12 protein-coding genes, 1 tRNA gene and 2 pseudogenes are annotated in these 17,441 nt (G+C 41.9%); 4 read left to right on the forward strand and 11 right to left on the reverse strand.

The window, feature by feature from the left end; translation table 11 throughout:
- Nucleotides 1–55 precede the first annotated feature (55 nt).
- The 8 genes from AC2HW8_RS01040 to alr all read right to left on the reverse strand — a co-directional run bounded on the left by AC2HW8_RS01040 (nt 56) and on the right by alr (nt 11,395).
- Entirely contained in the window at nt 56–3,928 is a 3,873-nt protein-coding gene (locus AC2HW8_RS01040) for a hypothetical protein (protein ID WP_484327028.1), read from the reverse strand.
- Nucleotides 3,929–4,082: 154 nt separating this feature from the next.
- Complete coding sequence (gene galE, locus AC2HW8_RS01045) at nt 4,083–5,096, reverse strand: UDP-glucose 4-epimerase GalE (RefSeq protein ID WP_484327029.1); 1,014 nt, start codon at nt 5,094–5,096, stop codon at nt 4,083–4,085.
- Between the two features lie 21 nt (nt 5,097–5,117).
- Nucleotides 5,118–5,636 (reverse strand): peptidylprolyl isomerase, encoded by a 519-nt coding sequence (locus AC2HW8_RS01050; protein ID WP_484327030.1) that lies wholly within the window; start codon nt 5,634–5,636, stop codon nt 5,118–5,120.
- Between the two features lie 86 nt (nt 5,637–5,722).
- Nucleotides 5,723–6,733: a tRNA (adenosine(37)-N6)-threonylcarbamoyltransferase complex transferase subunit TsaD gene (tsaD, locus tag AC2HW8_RS01055; RefSeq protein ID WP_015523408.1), complete on the reverse strand. Its 1,011-nt coding sequence runs from the start codon at nt 6,731–6,733 to the stop codon at nt 5,723–5,725.
- 77 nt (nt 6,734–6,810) lie between these two features.
- Complete coding sequence (rimI, locus tag AC2HW8_RS01060) at nt 6,811–7,245, reverse strand: ribosomal protein S18-alanine N-acetyltransferase (protein ID WP_021883197.1); 435 nt, start codon at nt 7,243–7,245, stop codon at nt 6,811–6,813.
- Nucleotides 7,235–7,672 carry an arsenate reductase/protein-tyrosine-phosphatase family protein gene (locus AC2HW8_RS01065; RefSeq protein ID WP_015523406.1) on the reverse strand — a complete coding sequence of 146 codons (438 nt, stop codon included), beginning with the start codon at nt 7,670–7,672 and terminating at the stop codon, nt 7,235–7,237. Before AC2HW8_RS01065 ends, rimI begins: the two co-directional genes overlap by 11 nt.
- The gene (gene polA, locus AC2HW8_RS01070) at nt 7,656–10,220 is read right to left on the reverse strand and encodes a DNA polymerase I (protein ID WP_484327031.1); all 2,565 of its coding nucleotides are present in this window, start codon (nt 10,218–10,220) and stop codon (nt 7,656–7,658) included. Before polA ends, AC2HW8_RS01065 begins: the two co-directional genes overlap by 17 nt.
- Nucleotides 10,217–11,395 (reverse strand): alanine racemase, encoded by a 1,179-nt coding sequence (alr, locus tag AC2HW8_RS01075; protein WP_046433361.1) that lies wholly within the window; start codon nt 11,393–11,395, stop codon nt 10,217–10,219. The genes polA and alr overlap by 4 nt, the downstream gene beginning before the upstream one ends.
- Before the next feature lie 271 nt (nt 11,396–11,666).
- Here alr and putP point away from each other — a divergent pair, with 271 nt between their 5' ends.
- From putP to AC2HW8_RS01090, 3 genes are all read left to right on the forward strand, one after another.
- Nucleotides 11,667–13,232, forward strand: coding sequence for a sodium/proline symporter PutP (gene putP / locus AC2HW8_RS01080; RefSeq protein ID WP_484327032.1), 1,566 nt, complete (start codon nt 11,667–11,669; stop codon nt 13,230–13,232).
- Nucleotides 13,233–13,409: 177 nt separating this feature from the next.
- The gene (locus tag AC2HW8_RS01085) at nt 13,410–13,988 is read left to right on the forward strand and encodes a xanthine phosphoribosyltransferase (protein WP_015523402.1); all 579 of its coding nucleotides are present in this window, start codon (nt 13,410–13,412) and stop codon (nt 13,986–13,988) included.
- An 80-nt stretch (nt 13,989–14,068) separates the two neighbouring features.
- Nucleotides 14,069–14,153: transfer RNA gene (locus tag AC2HW8_RS01090), tRNA-Leu, on the forward strand.
- 401 nt (nt 14,154–14,554) lie between these two features.
- Here AC2HW8_RS01090 and AC2HW8_RS01095 read toward each other — a convergent pair.
- The 3 genes and pseudogenes from AC2HW8_RS01095 to AC2HW8_RS01105 form a co-directional block, all read right to left on the reverse strand.
- Nucleotides 14,555–14,671: pseudogene (locus AC2HW8_RS01095) on the reverse strand (helix-turn-helix domain-containing protein); the annotation flags it as partial.
- Between the two features lie 522 nt (nt 14,672–15,193).
- Nucleotides 15,194–15,397: pseudogene (locus AC2HW8_RS01100) on the reverse strand (aspartate aminotransferase family protein); the annotation flags it as partial.
- A gap of 261 nt (nt 15,398–15,658) precedes the next feature.
- Nucleotides 15,659–16,558, reverse strand: a complete 900-nt coding sequence (locus AC2HW8_RS01105; RefSeq protein WP_484327033.1) for a hypothetical protein — start codon at nt 16,556–16,558, stop codon at nt 15,659–15,661.
- Nucleotides 16,559–16,780: 222 nt separating this feature from the next.
- Between AC2HW8_RS01105 and AC2HW8_RS01110 the strand changes: the two genes are divergently transcribed.
- The gene (locus AC2HW8_RS01110) at nt 16,781–17,434 is read left to right on the forward strand and encodes a response regulator transcription factor (RefSeq protein ID WP_484327034.1); all 654 of its coding nucleotides are present in this window, start codon (nt 16,781–16,783) and stop codon (nt 17,432–17,434) included.
- The last annotated feature ends 7 nt before the right edge of the window (nt 17,435–17,441 follow it).

Raw genomic sequence — 17,441 nt, forward strand, 5'->3', positions numbered from 1 at the left:
AAATTATTTTTTTAATCTGTCAACGCCGTTAACAGTCTTACAATAGGAAATTCAATTACTTATTGAATCTCTTTCTTGTGAAGTAAACAACACCTGTTGCAGAAACAAGAGCTAAGAGGATAACTACTGCCATAGAAGCATTACCTGTCTGTACTGCGTTGCTGCTTGTGCCGTTAGCCGGTGTGTCAGAAGTAGCTGTGTCAGCTGTTGACTGACCCTTTGTTGCAGCCTGTGTAGCAGATGTAGCATCAGGTGCAGTAGGAGCTACTGTAGTAGGCTCTGTTGCAGCAGGCTCTGTTGTAGTAGGCTCTGTTGAAGTAGGCTCTGTTGTAGCAGGCTCTACTGTTGTAGGCTCTGTTGTAGCAGGCTCTGTTGTAGCAGGCTCTGTTGTTGCAGGCTCTGTTGTAGCAGGCTCTGTGGTTGTAGGCTCTGTTGTTGTAGGCTCAACATATGCCTCAACCTTAGCGTCTGAGTTAATGTGATCAAAGAGATCATTAGCCATGTCGCCGTTAACTACTGCTTCATATTCTGAATCAGCATCAACTGTGCCTGTTGCAGGATTGAGCTTACCAAGTGTAAGATCAACTACATTGAGGTCAACATTTGTTGTACCTGTACCGTTAACTGTGAACACAGCCTCAACAAGCTTCTTGCCGCCTGCAAAATCATAAAGTGCAAGGTTTGAAGCATTGCCTGAAACATCATTCATATTTACCATGCCGTCAGCGATTTCAGGCATTGTAAGTGAATCAAGTGTAAGGAGGTTCTTATCATATGTAAGAGCCCACTGTACTTCTTCAAGCTGTGCGTCCTTAGTGTCAAGGAGATAGTAAACTGATACCTTGTCGCCTACATTAAATGTGCCTGAACCGTTAGCCTGGCAAATATTAGATGTAGCGTTGATTGTTAAATTATCAACTGCAGGAGTTGAAGGCTCAACCTTAACAGTAGCCTTAGCGCCTGAACGTGTTGAATAATCAAATTTAGAAATGTCGAGTGTGATTGTTACATCAACGAGTGAATCTTCTTCAAAACCTGCAGAAACTGTGTTAAGAAGCATGTTCTCACCATTGAATGTAAGGTCAAATTCTTCGCCTATAGGAGCTGCGCTCTGCTCGGGAAGACCCCAGTTAGCTGCCCAATCATCGTTTACAGCAAACTTGAACTGATAAGCATCATCTGCAGATTCAATATTTTCATACTTAATCTGATATACCTTGTCAGAAACCTGAGTCATGTGGTTAGCTTCAGCGTCAACACCCCATGCTACACCGTTGAGCCAGTTGTTTTCACCGTTACCAACAACTGTAATGCTGTTAACTTCAAGGTCTGTTACCATTTTAACGCCGTCACCTGTTACAGTAATCTTGTTTGTAGCAGGATCGAATGTTACAGTAACATCACAAGCTGTTTCTACATCGAAAGTTACATTGTTATCTGTACCGTCAAGACCGATCCACTTCTGCTCGTCGCCTGTGTTTGCAACAACCTTGAGCTGATAGTTTTTACCGGCAGGAACAGCAGAGAATGTCTTTGTGAATACGCTGCCGTCAGCTGTCATAACATTTTCAGGAGCTGCGTCAGGTGTACCAACCCATTCATAGCCTGTAAGATTTTCTGTACCGGCAACTACATATGTAGTATCGGCAGCAGGAGTTGTTGTAGGCTCTTCTGTTGTAGGCTCTGTTGTAGTAGGCTCTTCTGTTGAAGGCTCAACCTTAACAGTAGCCTTAGCGCCTGAGCGTGACGGATAATCAAACTTAGTAAGATCAAGTGTGATTGTTACATCAACGAGTGAATCTTCTTCAAAACCGGCAGAAACTGTGTTAAGAAGCATATTCTGACCATTGAATGCAAGGTCAAATTCTTCGCCTATAGGAGTTGCGCTCTGCTCGGGAAGACCCCAGCTAGCTGCCCAATCATCGTTTGCAGCAAACTTGAACTGATAAGCATCGTCTGCAGATTCAATATTTTCATACTTAATCTGATATACCTTGTCAGAAACCTGAGTCATGTGGTTAGCTTCAGCGTCAACACCCCATGCTACACCGTTGAGCCAGTTGTTTTCACCGTTACCAACAACTGTAATGCTGTTAACTTCAAGGTCTGTTACCATTTTAACGCCGTCACCTGTTACAGTAATCTTGTTTGTAGCAGGATCGAATGTTACAGTAACATCACAAGCTGTTTCTACATCGAAAGTTACATTGTTATCTGTACCGTCAAGACCGATCCACTTCTGCTCGTCGCCTGTGTTTGCAACAACCTTGAGCTGATAGTTTTTACCGGCAGGAACAGCAGAGAATGTCTTTGTGAATACGCTACCGTCAGCTGTCATAACATTTTCAGGAGCTGCAGCAGGTGTACCAACCCATTCATAGCCTGTAAGATTTGTTGTACCGGCAACTACATATGTAGTATCGGCAGCAGGAGCTGTTGTAGGCTCTTCTGTTGTAGGCTCTACTGTTGTAGGCTGCTCTACTGTTGTAGGCTCTACTGTTGTAGGCTCTACTGAACCGTCGGGAACTGTTACAGTTTTAGCAACTGCGACATACTTATCAACTGCATCCTGATTTAATACAGATTTGTCTAAGAGTACTACTTCATCACTAGGGATTTCCAACTCTGATACAGGGTCTTGATTTGAAATAGTAAGATACTCTACATCAAGGTCAACAGTAGTTGCTACAGCCTCGGGATTGATCACATCGAATTCAACAGAAGAAAATACTATTTCTTTTTCTGATGAAAAATAGAGACTTGTGTCACTTCCTATACCCATAAGTAAACCAGGAGCTACATTTTTGTTGAATTCGAAATTTGGATATTCGAATGAAGTACTCTTTCTTGTATTAGCTGAAACCTTGAGAACAGAAGGATCATAGTTCATTTTATACTGGAAGTTCAACATACCATCTCTGTCCTTGGTCTGGAACATGTATGTAACCCTTACAGTCTTCTGATCTGCGCTGAGAGTAACCTGCTTCTCAGAAAAGAGGTTTGAAGTAGCTGTAACTGTGAGACCCTTTTTTGCAGGAGCTGCAGTTGTAGGCTCTGCTACTGTTGTAGGCTCTGCTACTGTTGTGGGCTCTGCTACTGTTGTAGGCTCTGCTACTGTTGTAGGCTCTGCACCAGTAACGATGTCAACCTTACCTTTTGCACCCTGCTTTGTAGCATAGTCAAAGTTTGAAAGGTCAAGTGTAAGAACGATGTCATAACCGTCTTCGTAACCAGCTGCATCTGTATCAATGATCATGTTCTGACCGTTGTATGTAAGGTCAAACCACTCATTGAGAGGAGCTGTGCCCTGCTCAGGAAGGCCCCAGTTATCTGCCCATGAACCGTTGGCAGCAAACTTGAACTGATAGTTCTCATAAGCGTCAAGGCTCTCAAACTTAATCTGGTAAACCTTTGAACCCTCAGATGTCTCTGTCATGTGGTTAGCTTCAGCATCTACCTTCCAGTCCTTACCGTTGAGCCATGCATCTTCACCGTTACCAACGACTGTAATGTGGTCAACAACAAGTTCTGTCGGAATTACAACACCTTCACCTGTTGCAGTGATTTCATTTGTTGTAGGGTTGTAAGTTACTGTTACATCACATTCCTTTGTTACATTGAATGTGAAGTTGTCTTCGCCGGTATCGCCTACACCAATCCACTCTGAATCGTTTTTAACGACCTTGAACTGGTAGCCGTTGCCGACTGCTACGTTGGTAAATACTTTTTCGTAGTTACCGTCGCCGTTTTCTGTCATTACATTATCTCCGCAAGTTGCTTCAGTCTCAGCCCACTTGTAACCTGTGAGTTCTTCACAACCGGATACGAAATATGAATCGCCGGCAGCAGAAACGCTCACTACAGTTGCAACGAGTGATGTCACAACAAGCATCATAGACAGTAAAAGGCTAAGTGCTTTTTTGAACATTTTCTTTTCCTCCTTATGTGATAATGCTTCTATAAGCAGTTTAATTATACAACAATCAACCACCAAAAGTCAATGCTAAAAACTCTTGGTGGCTGATTATTTGACAAAATATTGTTTTTTTGTAGGAATGCACAAATAAAATATCATTTATTTGTTATTTGTAACCATTCACATTGTGAGATTGCCAGTTCCAACTGTCACGGCACATATCCTCAAGGTTCTTTTCGGCAACCCAACCAAGCACATTTTTTGCTTTTGTTGCGTCGGCAAAGCATTCTGCAATGTCGCCTGCTCGGCGTGGCTTTATAACATAAGGAATTTCAATCGAATTTGCCTTTTCAAAAGCCTTTACAATATCAAGAACGCTGTAGCCCACACCTGTTCCGAGATTAAAAATCTCGGTTCCCTTGTGCTCTGCGGAATATTCAATAGCCTTTACATGACCTTTTGCAAGGTCAACAACATGGATATAGTCACGCACACCCGTGCCGTCATGCGTAGGGTAATCGTTGCCGAAAACACCGAGACACTTGAGTCTGCCGGCGGCAACCTGTGTTATGTACGGCATAAGGTTATTCGGGATTCCGTTAGGATCTTCACCGATTCTGCCGCTTTCGTGAGCGCCGATTGGGTTAAAGTAACGAAGAAGAACAACAGACATATCGGGATTTGCGTTTGCGGTGTCTGTAAGAATTTGTTCCATCATAAACTTTGTCCAGCCATACGGATTTGTGGGAGAGCCCTTTGGCATTGTTTCAACAAGCGGAACAGTTTCCGGAGTACCGTAAACCGTGGCACTTGAGCTGAAAATAAAGTTATTCACTCCGTGTTTTTTCATCACTTCAAGCAGTGTGAGCGTTGAATCAATGTTGTTGCGGTAATATTCAACAGGCTTCTCACAGCTTTCACCTACTGCTTTAAGACCTGCAAAGTGAATTACCGCATCAATCTTATTCTCCGAAAAAATCTTTTCAACGGCATCTCTGTCACATACATCGGCCTCATAGAGCGGAATTTTTCTGCCTGTCAGCTCTTCAACTCTTTCAACCGCTACGGGACAGCTGTTTGAAAAATTATCTGCAATTACAACATCGTGACCTGCGTTGATGAGTTCAACACAAGTGTGCGAGCCGATATATCCGGCGCCGCCTGCAAGCAAAACATTCATTTTAAAATTCCTTTCTTAACATCAGCATTTTTCAGGCTCGGGATAGTCAACACCGAAGGTTTCGGCTGTAACCTTTGCCATAATCTGAGGATCAAGAGGCTTGTCGGAATAGTCTGTGTCACACTCCGCGATTTCATTGACAACATCCATACCCTCAATTACCTTGCCGAATGCGGCATACTGACCGTCAAGGTGCGGAGCGTTTTTGTGCATAATGAAGAACTGTGAACCTGCTGAGTCGGGCATCATCGAACGAGCCATTGAAAGGACACCCTCTGTGTGCTTGAGGTCATTTTCAAAGCCGTTCATAGCAAATTCGCCCTTGATTGAATATCCGGGGCCGCCCATACCCGTGCCTTCGGGGCAACCGCCCTGAATCATGAAACCGTAGATTACACGGTGAAATGTAAGACCGTCATAGTAACCCTTGTTTACAAGGCTGAGAAAATTATTTACAGTATTCGGAGCAATTTCGGGATAAAGCTCCGCTTTGATTGTTTTTCCGTTTTCCATTTCAAAAGTAACAATAGGATTGCTCATTTTAAATCGTCCTTTCGGTTTATTAACACTATTTTAGTATATTATTGATAAAATAGCAAGTGCTTTAGTGATTATTTGCGAATAAATCAGCCTTTTTCAATGCTCATTGTAGCAAAAGCATTGAGGTCTGTTCCTGCAATATTTCCGCTGAGAAACTCGTAATATCCCTGTGAACCGACCATGGCGGCATTGTCACCGCAAAGAGATTTTTCGGGCATATACATTTCCCAATCACGCTTTTTACACTCTTCGGCAAGGGTTCTTCTGAGAAGTGAATTTGCCGAAACACCGCCTGCGATTACAAGCTTTTTCTGTCCCAGGTCTTCAGCCGCCTTGATAAAGTTTGTAACAAGGCAATCGACAACGGCATAGCGGAATGATGCACAGACATCGGCTTTGTTAAGCTCAACACCCTTTTGTGCCGAATTGTGAATGAGGTTGATTACGGCTGTTTTTAGTCCCGAAAAGCTGAAATCATACGGCGCATCGTGAACTGCGGGACGAGGAAGCTTGAATGCAAACGGATTGCCATTTTCAGCAACTCTGTCCATTTCAATTCCGCCCGGATACGGCATTCCCATTGTCCTTGCGGCTTTGTCAAAAGCCTCGCCTGCGGCATCATCACGGGTTTTGCCGATAATTTTCATCTTTGTGTAGTCCTCAACCATAACAATATGGCTGTGACCGCCTGACACAACAAGGCAGAGGAACGGCGGTTTTAATTCTTTGTTTGAAATATAATTTGACGCAATGTGTGAACGAAGATGGTGAACAGGCACAAGCGGAATTCCTGTTGCAAGTGAAAGTCCTTTTGCAAAATTCACTCCCACAAGCAACGCTCCGATAAGTCCGGGGGCATATGTAACGCCGATTGCGTCAATGTCGGAAAGCCTGCAGTCTGCATCTTCAAGAGCCTGTCTTACAACAGGAACAATTGCCTCTGCGTGACGGCGTGATGCGATTTCGGGAACAACACCGCCGTAAAGCTTGTGTTCTTCAACCTGAGAAGCAACCACCGAGGAGATTATGTTTCTGCCGTCCTCAACAACCGCTGCCGCAGTTTCGTCACAGGACGATTCTATTGCGAGTATCTTCATAATTTTCCTTTCACTACGAAACATTTATGATGAAGTTCCGTAATATCGTTATTATAATGTTTTATTACATATATATGTCAAAAACAGCGTGTCATTAAAACAGCGTTTTCGGTTGGAGATGAGTAGTAATTTTTCCTCTCTCCCACCTTGATGAATCCGAATTTTTCATAGAGAGAACGGGCGTTCCCGTTACTTTCACGAACCTCAAGAGTGAGAAAGCAAAGGTTATTTTTCTTGGCATAGGTCACAAGCGTTTCAACAAGCGCCGAACCTATTCCCCGATTTCTGTGTGTACCGTCAACGGCAACATTGAAAATGTAACCCTCGTCAACAACAACACTCATTCCTATATATCCGACAACGGCATTGTCTTCCGTTGCGGTAAAAAACAGCGAGGTTTCGTTGTTCAGTTCTTCTTCAAGGCTGTTAAACGACCACGGATGCGAAAAACACCGCTGTTCAAGCTGTGCAACCGCCTCAAGCTGATTTTCGGTCATTCTGTCAATTTTCATACGCTTTTAATATTTCCTTTACAGAATTAACAATTTCATCACGGCAATGTCTGTACACCTCAATGTCGCCGCCGTAGGGATCGCTTATACCGAGCACGGCGATTTTTTCGGGCTGTACAAGAAAAAACTGCATCAACATTTTTGCGTGACTTTGCGACATACAGTAAAATTTTTCGTATTTTTCAATGCCGGCATCAGCTACGGCTGTTGAAGCTTTGCCCGAAAGGTCAATTCCGATTTCCTTACAGGCAATCACGGAATTTTCCGACACAGGAAGTCCCGTTGAGGTTGCAATGCCAAAGCTTTCCGCCCTGACGCAAACGCCGTTTTTCTCTGCCATATCATTAAAAATTGCCTCTGCCATGGGACTGCGACAGGTGTTGCCCGTGCATACAAAGGCAATCGTTCTGTTATCCTTTTGCATCATACCAAGTCCTTCCGATTGCCGCATCGGCTGTGAGCGGAACGCTCATTTTAACTGCGTTTTCCATTTCTTCCTGAACGATGAGTGCAACTCTCATGCTCTCATCCTGCGGAGCTTCGACAATAAGTTCGTCGTGAACCTGCAACACAAGCCTTGCACGGAGATTTTCGGCTTTCATTCGCTCGTCAACCTTAATCATTGCAATTTTGATAATGTCTGCGGCTGTGCCTTGAATAGGCATATTTCTTGCAACTCTCTCGCCGAATGCACGAATCATATGCTTGCTCGAGGTGAGTTCGGGAAGATTTCTTCTTCTGCCGAACATCGTTTCAACATAGCCGTCAGCGTTCGCCTTTTCAACAACATTTTTCATATAGCTGTCAACACCGCTGTAATGGGCAAGATAGCTTTCAATGTAGTGCTTTGCCTCTTTATTTGAAACACCGATATCCTTTGCAAGTGAAAATGCGCCGATTCCGTAAACAATACCGAAGTTAACCGCCTTTGCACGGCTTCTCATAATCGGAGTTACCATATCAAGCGGCATATTGAACACCTGTGACGCTGTGATTGCGTGGATATCTTCGTTATCCTTGAATGCTTTAATCATATTTTTGTCACCCGAAATATGGGCAAGCACACGGAGTTCAATCTGCGAATAGTCGGCGTCAACAAGTGCCCAGCCCTCTCTTGCACAGAAAAACTTTCTCATCTCTCTGCCAAGCTCGGTTCTTACGGGGATATTCTGGAGATTCGGCTCTGTTGAGCTGATTCTGCCTGTTCTTGTTTCGGTCTGATTGAAATTTGAATGGATTCTGCCGTCATCTGCAATGACCTTTAAAAGTCCCTCGCAGTAGGTTGAATTCAGCTTTGAGAGCGTTCTGTATCTCAGCACCATTTCAACAACGGGATGTTCATACCTCAGGATTTCAAGCACCTCTGCATTTGTGCTGTAACCGCTCTTCGTTTTCTTTTTGCAAGGGAGTCCGAGGTTTTCAAATAAAACTACGCCAAGCTGTTTTGGAGAATTGATGTTAAACTCACAGCCCGCACTTTCGTAAATTGCGGTTTCAAGCTCCTTAATCTGTGCAGAAAGCATTTCGCCGTAGCTTTCAATGCCCTGTCGGTCAACACAGACACCGATATTTTCCATTCTTGCAAGCACCTTTGCAAGCGGAATTTCAATTTCACTCAACAACTTTTCCTGACCGTGAGCCTTGATTTTATCTCCGAGTTTTTCGCACAATTCTGCGTAACAGGCAAATGCCTCGTATTTTTCATTCTGCTCATCAGTGCAGACAGGCAGAGCGATTTCGTAAGCGGCACAAAGATTTTGGTCCGAATAATCCTTTGACGACGGTTCAATCAGATATGCCGCAAGCTCAATATCAAACACAATATTTTCAACATCAATATTTTTCTCATCGGCATAAGCGTAGAGCGTTTTGATGTTTCTTGTGTACTTTTCAAGTTCACTGTCGGCAATAAACTTAACAAAAAGTTCTTCGTCCGTGCTTATATACACCTTGCCGTCAAAAAGTACGGCAAAGGATTTTAATTCTTTATTCTCTGTTTCAAAGTTGAGATAGAGCCTTTTCTCTGACTTAACATTTTTTAAAAGTTCATTTTCGTCAAAATCAGACACAACCTCAAGCGAATTTTTCTCAACCTTTTCGGGCTTTGCATTTTTGTCAGCCTTGATGCCGTATTTTTCTATTAAAGAAAACAGTTCAAGTTTTGCCATAAATCCGGCACATTCATCGGCATCTTTCATATCTACAACATAATTTTCGACATTTGTATCAACAGGAGCGTTGCAGTTTATTTCACCGAGCATACGGCTGAGAATTGCATTTTCCTTTGACGCAGTCAGCTTTTTACGCACACCGTCCTTGATTTCAAGTTCATCAAGATGGTCATAGATATACTCAACCGTGTGATATCTCTGAATGAGGTCGCCTGCACCCTTTGGTCCTATTCCCGCAACTCCGGGAATATTATCCGAAGTATCGCCCTGAATTGCCTTGATTTCTATAAGCTCCTTTGGAGTTACACCGTAAGCTTCAAGAATCTTTTCGGGGGTATAGAGTATATCCTGTTTGTTTGAGCAAAGATGAACGCTTGTTTTGTCCGACACAAGCTGAAGGCTGTCACGATCACCTGTTGCAATAACGCACTCGTTTCCGTTTTCTTCACAAGCCTTGGCGAGCGTACCGAGAATATCGTCAGCCTCAAAGCCCTCACAGGTAACAAGCCTGTAGCCTAAAAGGGTAAGAAGCTTTTTCAGCGGTTCCATTTGTGACGCAAGCTCCTCCGGCATACCTTTTCGTGTTGCCTTGTAGCCTGCATAAGCCTTGTGTCTGAAGGTCGGTGTTTTCAGGTCAAAGGCAATCGCCACGGCGTCGGGATTTTCTTCATTTTTAATTTTGTACAGCATTGTAAGAAATCCGTAAATTGCGTTTGTAAACTGACCGTCCTTTGTAGTAAGCGGTCTTATTCCGTAAAACGCACGGTTTACAATACTGTTTCCGTCAACAGCAAGTAATCTCATAATTTATACATCACATTCTCAATTTTTCCGTCTTTAATGTAAATTCTCGGAACACGCTTTCCGACAAGACAGACGGTTTCGTAGTTTATAGTTCCTGTATTTTCGGCAAGTGAATCTGCAGTAGGCTCACCGTTTTCGCCTGTACCGAATACGACAACCTCGTCACCTGTCTTGACATCTTCAATATCGGTAACATCAAGCATTGTCTGATCCATACATATTCTGCCCACAATTTTCGCTTTCTTTCCGTTTACCATCATATAGCCGTCTTTTGCATTCTGTCTGATGAATCCGTCAGCGTATCCGATAGGAACGGTTGCAATTTTCATCTTTCTGTCGGCTGTAAAAGTTCTGCCATAGGAAATTGTTGCACCCTTTTGAACCTCTTTTACAAAAGCGACAACTGTTTTAAGAGTCATTGCAGGAACAAGGTCAAGTCTGTCAGCAAGCTTTGATGACGGAGCAAGTCCGTAGAGGATAATACCTGCTCTTACCATATCGCAACAGGTTTCGGGGTAATCTTCAATTGCACCGCTGTTTGAGCAATGAACAACGCTGATATCAACGCCTCGCTTTTTAAGGCTGTCACGCACATGAATAAAGTTTTCATACTGCTTGTTTGTGAACTCTCTGCCCTCGGCATCTTCATCAGACACACAAAAGTGAGTAAAAAGTCCCTCAACCTCAAGATTCGGCAGGCAACAAGCCTCGCAAATTTCTTCAATAGAATATTCATCCCGTGGAAATTCCTGACACATAAAGCCGATTCTTGACATTCCCGAGTCAACCTTGATGTGCATTTTGCAGATACAATCCTCTTCAACACATTTTTCGGAAAGCTCCTTTGCATACTCAAGTGAAAAAACAGCCTGAGAAATATCATATTCAGCAAGATTTTCAGCCTCTGAAACGGGAGTGTAGCCAAGAATCACAATAGGGAGTTTTGAACCGCTCTTTCTGATTTCTATACCCTCGTCAATATTTGAAACAGCAAAAAAATCCGCTCCGAGTTTTTCATAAACCTGTGAAAGCTCAACTGCACCGTGGCCGTAGCCGTCAGCCTTTATAACACAACAGACCTTTGTATCGTCTGCAACCTTATTTCTTATTACATTATAGTTATGCTCAATTGCATTAAGTGAAATTTCAGCCCAAGTTCTTTTTACCATATTCATTTCTATCTCTCCACATACCTTTTACAGTCAATTTGCAATCAATGTAATTATAATACTTTTGATTCTTCAAATCAACACAAAATCCCCCTTTAAATGCATATAAAAGTTATTTTATTCGTAATTATGTGCAAAATATTACTCCTGAATTTTTGCAAATGCACAAATTATCTGCATAAAAGTCCTAAATACTGCAATTCACTTGATTTATTTATTCATTTTTGGTAGAATTAAAAGGTATTTGATTTATAAATTTAATTTCAGGAGGGGCATAATGACAACAAACAACATAATAGTTCTTTGTGCATTTATAGCTTATATGATTATTATGATCGTAATAGGCTTTGTTTGTTCAAAGGGCAACAAGAACAATGAGGACTACTTCCTCGGCGGCAGAAACCTCGGCAGTTGGACAGCCGCAATGTCAGCACAGGCATCTGATATGAGCGGTTGGCTTTTGATGGGACTTCCGGGCGCTGTATACCTTGCCGGTACAGGCGAGGCATGGATTGCCGTAGGACTTCTTATCGGCACAATTCTCAACTGGTACATTGTTTCGGCAAGACTTCGTAAATACACAATTGTGGCAGGCAACTCGCTCACTATTCCGAGCTTTTTCAAAAATCGCTACCGTGACCATAAAAACATAATCAAGATTGTTTCGGCGTCAATCATCGCAGTTTTCTTCACGGTTTACACAGCGTCGGCATTCAGTTCGGGTGCAAAGCTTTTTGCAACGCTCTTCTCGGACAGCGCAAACGGTGACGAAAACTACAATCAGGTTTATGTTATCGGTCTTATCGTTGCCGCAGTAGTAATTCTTGTATATACATTCATGGGCGGTTTCAAGGCAGTTTGTACAACCGACCTCATTCAAGGACTTATGATGATTGTTGCAATCCTTTCCGTTCCGGTGCTTGCATATGCAATTCTCACATTTGACACAAGCTTCAGTTCTGCACTTGCCGCAAAAGGTGTTGAACAGCCTGCTCAGTTCCTTAACTTCTTTGTAAACGGTGACGGAACGCCTGTTTCGGCTGTTTCGATTATTTCAAACCTTGCGTGGGGACTCGGTTACTTCGGTATGCCGCATATTCTCGTCAGATTCATGGCTGTAAAGAGCAATGAAGAAATCAAGAAGTCAAGAAAAATTGCTGTTGTTTGGGTAATTATTTCACTTACTGCATCATGCCTTATCGGTCTTATCGCAAGAGGCTACCTTACAGCACAGCTTGACGATGCAACAAGCGAATCTGTATTCATCAGAACAATCCAGCAGCTTTTCTCAGGCAACGGTGTGCTTATCTTTATCGGCGGTATTTTCCTTTGCGGAATCCTTGCCGCAATTATGTCAACAGCAGACAGTCAGCTTCTCGTCACTGCGTCGGCTGTTTCGGAGGATCTTTACAAAGGTGCTGTTAAAAAGAATGCAAGCGAAAAGAGTTCGCTTTTGGTCGGCAAAATTGCAGTTGCAGTTGTTGCTGTAATCGCATTCTTCATTGCACTTAATCCTAAATCAAGCATTATGGGACTTGTTTCGGATGCATGGGCAGGATTCGGTTCGGCATTCGGACCTGTTGTTCTGTTGGCACTTTTCTGGAAACGCTCAACACTTTCGGGTGCAATCAGCGGCATGGCAACAGGTGCTCTGACAGTTATCATATGGGACTATATTCCGCTTGTAAACGGTCAGACGCTTTATGCGGCAACAAATCTTTATTCACTTGTTGTAGGCTTCGGACTTGCGCTTATTGTGAATGTTATTGTTTCTCTTCTTTCAAAAAAGCCGTCAAAAGAAATCATGGACGAGTTTGATTCAATTAAAAATATTGAAGTATAAACCGCAGGGGCAGTCGCTTTATCACGACTGCCTTTTTTGTGTCTGAATTTAATATTTTCCGAAAATAAGAAAAATAAGGCATGGAATATCACAAAAATCAATTGAAATGTGCAAATATTTGTAGTATAATCTATCGTATTGTTTGTTACTATTTTATTTTTCAGAAAAGAGATTGATATGAAACTTTTAGAAGACAGAATTCTTAAAGACGGACATATTGGTGCCGACAATGTGTTAAAGGTTGACAGCTTTCTCAATCATCAGATTGATGTCAATTTTGTGTGTGAGCTTGGCAAGGAATTTTACAGACTTTTCAAGGACGAAAACATAACAAAAATTCTGACAATCGAAGCGTCGGGAATCGGCATTGCCTGTCTTGCGGCTCAGTATTTTGGTGTTCCGGTTGTTTTTGCAAAAAAGACAAAGACGATAAACATTTACTCAGATACATACAACGCAACCGTCCACTCATACACTCATAAAAAGGACTATGACATAGTTGTTTCTAAGGAATTTTTGAGCAAAGAAGACAATGTGCTTATCATTGACGATTTTCTTGCAAAGGGCAGCGCCTTAACGGCACTTCTTATGCTTATTGAAAAAGCAGGCGCAAAAACAGCAGGTGCGGGAATTGTTATCGAAAAAGCCTATCAAGGCGGCGGCAACCTCGTTCGTGATATGGGCATAAGAGTTGAATCTTTGGCAAAAATCAAGTCAATCAGTAAAAAAGACGGAATCGTGTTCTGCAAGCAGTAATAATATACTGCTTGCTTGTACTTGACTTTTGCTGATATTTATAGTATTATCTAACGGTAGGTCTTGCAGAAATTGAAAATGCGGGTGTGGCGGAATTGGCAGACGCGCTAGATTTAGGTTCTAGTGTCAACCGATGTGCAGGTTCAAGTCCTGTCGCCCGCACCAAAGAAAAGGTAGGTAATATTGTATTACCTACCCTTTTTCTTTATGAAACAAAATTAGGACAGGACTTGAAGGCGACCGTAAAAAAACAGTCCGGTGGACTGTTTTTAGGGAGAGCGTTGATGATAATTTAGCTATGCACAAGCCACATTGGCGAGGTTGAAACTTTGATTTATCACAAAATATGTCACCCGCACCAAAGAAGAATCGATACTTTTTGTATCGGTTCTTTTTTACTTATGCTAACTCTGACTGATAGTAACTGATACTAATTGGTATCAATTAGTATCAGTTACTCAAATAAATACAACTACAATAAACACATAAAAAAATCCCCCGACAGCGGTTTCCGTTAGGCTGTCGGGGGATTTTCAGTATTAACATCGTGACGGGGACGGAGGCGGTCAAAGCACATCACAAACTTCAAATGCTAATATAATTTTGAATCGTTCTTCAAAGGTTTTGAGGTTATTGCCGAGAATTTTTTTGATTTTTGCAAGCTGATAATTTATGGTGTTGCGGTGAACAAAGGTTTCCTAAGCAACCCTCTGAAAACTTCCGTCATACTTTAGGTAAAGTCTTAAAAAACTCATATAATCCGTGCCGTTGTCACGGCCATACACTTCAAGCTTTTTGAGATTTTCGTTATAGATGCTTTCAAGCAACGAAATATCGTCAACCGCAAGAATCAGCTTTTTAACTTCAAGTCGGTCATAGAACATAGGCGTCATATCTGCACGGACGGCAAGCCTTAACATTCTTAAAACAATCCGGTATGTTTTCGGGAGTGATTTCAGCTTGTTATTTGTTTTGCTCACTGCCACATACAGCTTGTTGACGCTTATATACCTCTCCTTTTCCGACTGAATTTTTTCGGCTATGCTTTCAATTTCATCATCGGAAAAGTCATTGAGAACATAGAACATCATGTTGTCCACCTTAAAGCCGCCCCAGTGCTTTTTGTAGGAATAAATTGTTCGTTCAAATGCCGATTCAAGCTTTCTTGAAGAAATATGGTCAGCCATATCGGCTTTCACGCCGATGATTGCATAATCGGTTGCTTTATTTCCGTAACCGAGATTGAGGTTTACAAGCTGTGATGACATATCTGTATATCTGTTACCGTCAAAATCCTAAAAGTAAATTCCGTCTGCCTTTGCAACGGGAATCGGATTAAGATTACCCTGCTTGCTCCATGACTGGAGGACATATTTCTTATGGTTTTCAACAATTTTCTCAGGTGTCATAATAATTTCCCCTTTTTAAGATACCAAAAAAGATAAACAGAAAAGGAGCCTCCTTTTCAGAAGCCCCTTTGCTTTGTGTCTTTTTTGTTTATGCCATTATTATATCATCAAAATATGGTTATGCAATATTTTTCGGCACAATATTCTTTGTGCTAAAGCACAATGTTTTCGGAGATATTTCTTGAATTTATGACCTTTTCGTCATTTTACATACAAATTTCGTGAAATGTCCACTTCTTGTTTGTATGCTGTAATTAACAATTACTCGTTTTCCTTTTTCTTTGTTGTGCCAAGGCTGAGTATAATTCCGGAAATGATAATCATTACAAAACCTGCGGCACACGGAATTACGACACCGTAAATCATATTGAAACCGCTTTCTGTCGCAGCCTGTCCGCTGATGATTGTATATTCACCTGACGGCATACTGCTGAGTGAATATGTTGTGCCGTCGATTGTAACATTGAAATTTTCCGAACGAATCATTTCGTCTGTAATACCTGCGCTTTTAAGACCGTTATCGCCAAGGTTCATATTTGTGCTTACAACTTCGCCGTTCTTAACGATGATTGTATCACCCTTGCAGCTTTTTGCAATATCAGCACCGATAACAGCCGAATAGTCGCTTGTATTTGTATCAATAATAACGATACCGCCCTCTGTTCTTACAACGCAAGCCATGAGGTTATACACACCATCCTCGCCCTCAACGGCTGTCGGCTCTGAAATGCTCTTGACCTTCATACCCTTGAGGTTAGCCTTGAACTGCTTTGTTGTTTCGTCATCAAGGAAATTTGTGCCGACCTTTTTATCGTCTGACGATGCGATAATCTTGCCGTCAGCGTCTGTCATAACAAATGAATTGATGCCGAGGTTCTTTACAAGTGAGGCATTTGTGTCAGCCGAAGTATTTTCCGTAACAACACTTGCAATTACATTTGCCTTTTCAAAAAGTGAGTTCATAAACTCAAATTTAGTGTAGTTATAGTTATCGCTGTATTCTGTAAGCTGAGCCTTTGCATCATCAAGATATGTCTGATTTGAGCTTTCTGTTTTTGTTGAAAACAAATTGCAAACTACCGAAACGCAAACCATAACAACAGCAACAATAACTGCCGTTACAACTGCAACACCTTTTTTTACCGATTTAGAATTACCCATTGTAATCTTCCTTTCAAAATGTTTTGCTTGCATAAAATAATACCATTATTCGACTTTATTTTCAAGCACGGTTCGTGAAATAATTAACAGCTGCACATAATTTGACAATATTCTGCATTAACCTATTTTTGGATACAGCTATGCGAAAAAAAGAATAATTTGAAAAAAATGATACATCTATGATACAATGGCAATATAAACTGTGTCTTGGAGGTGGGGTTGTTGGCTGACATATTGATTGTTGAGGACGAAAAGAATATTTCAAATCTTCTTGAAATGGCTCTTTCTCGGCACGGGCACAAAACCGATTGTGTGTTTGACGGCGAAAGCTGTGCCGATGTTCTGGAGAAAAAGCACTTTGACCTTATTCTGCTTGATGTTATGTTGCCGAAAATCAGCGGTTTTGAGCTTATGGACTACATCAAAGGCTTTGACACACCCGTAATTTTCATTACTGCAAAATCAGATATATCGGACAGGGTTTACGGGCTTAACCTGGGGGCTGACGATTACATAACAAAACCGTTTAACATTTCGGAACTTCAGGCAAGAGTTGATGCGGTACTGCGAAGATACAACAAGGCAAAAACAAAACTCAGCTTTAAAGACATAGTAATTGACACAAATTCAAGAATAGTCACCAAAAACGGAGTACAAATTGACCTTACATTAAAGGAATACGAAATACTTCTGCTTTTTGTACGCAACAAAAACATTGCCCTTTACCGTGAAATGATTTACGAAAGGGTATGGAATGAACCGTATATGGGTGATACAAGAACCGTGGATCTGCATATTCAGCGGTTAAGAAAAAAGCTTGATTTAAAAGACAACATTCAGTCTGTGTATAAAGTCGGTTACCGTCTTGTTGAATAAGCGGAGG

The organism is Ruminococcoides sp. (assembly GCF_057037865.1).

Excerpts from the sequence above, each read along its gene's own strand:
- AC2HW8_RS01040 (WP_484327028.1), bottom strand. The coding sequence starts at position 3,928 with ATGTTCAAAAAAGCACTTAGCCTTTTACTGTCTATGATGCTTGTTGTG.
- AC2HW8_RS01085 (WP_015523402.1), top strand. The coding sequence starts at position 13,410 with ATGAAACTTTTAGAAGACAGAATTCTTAAAGACGGACATATTGGTGCC.
- alr (WP_046433361.1), bottom strand. The coding sequence starts at position 11,395 with ATGAATATGGTAAAAAGAACTTGGGCTGAAATTTCACTTAATGCAATT.
- galE (WP_484327029.1), bottom strand. The coding sequence starts at position 5,096 with ATGAATGTTTTGCTTGCAGGCGGCGCCGGATATATCGGCTCGCACACT.
- AC2HW8_RS01050 (WP_484327030.1), bottom strand. The coding sequence starts at position 5,636 with ATGAGCAATCCTATTGTTACTTTTGAAATGGAAAACGGAAAAACAATC.
- tsaD (WP_015523408.1), bottom strand. The coding sequence starts at position 6,733 with ATGAAGATACTCGCAATAGAATCGTCCTGTGACGAAACTGCGGCAGCG.
- rimI (WP_021883197.1), bottom strand. The coding sequence starts at position 7,245 with ATGAAAATTGACAGAATGACCGAAAATCAGCTTGAGGCGGTTGCACAG.
- AC2HW8_RS01105 (WP_484327033.1), bottom strand. The coding sequence starts at position 16,558 with ATGGGTAATTCTAAATCGGTAAAAAAAGGTGTTGCAGTTGTAACGGCA.
- putP (WP_484327032.1), top strand. The coding sequence starts at position 11,667 with ATGACAACAAACAACATAATAGTTCTTTGTGCATTTATAGCTTATATG.
- polA (WP_484327031.1), bottom strand. The coding sequence starts at position 10,220 with ATGAGATTACTTGCTGTTGACGGAAACAGTATTGTAAACCGTGCGTTT.
- AC2HW8_RS01065 (WP_015523406.1), bottom strand. The coding sequence starts at position 7,672 with ATGATGCAAAAGGATAACAGAACGATTGCCTTTGTATGCACGGGCAAC.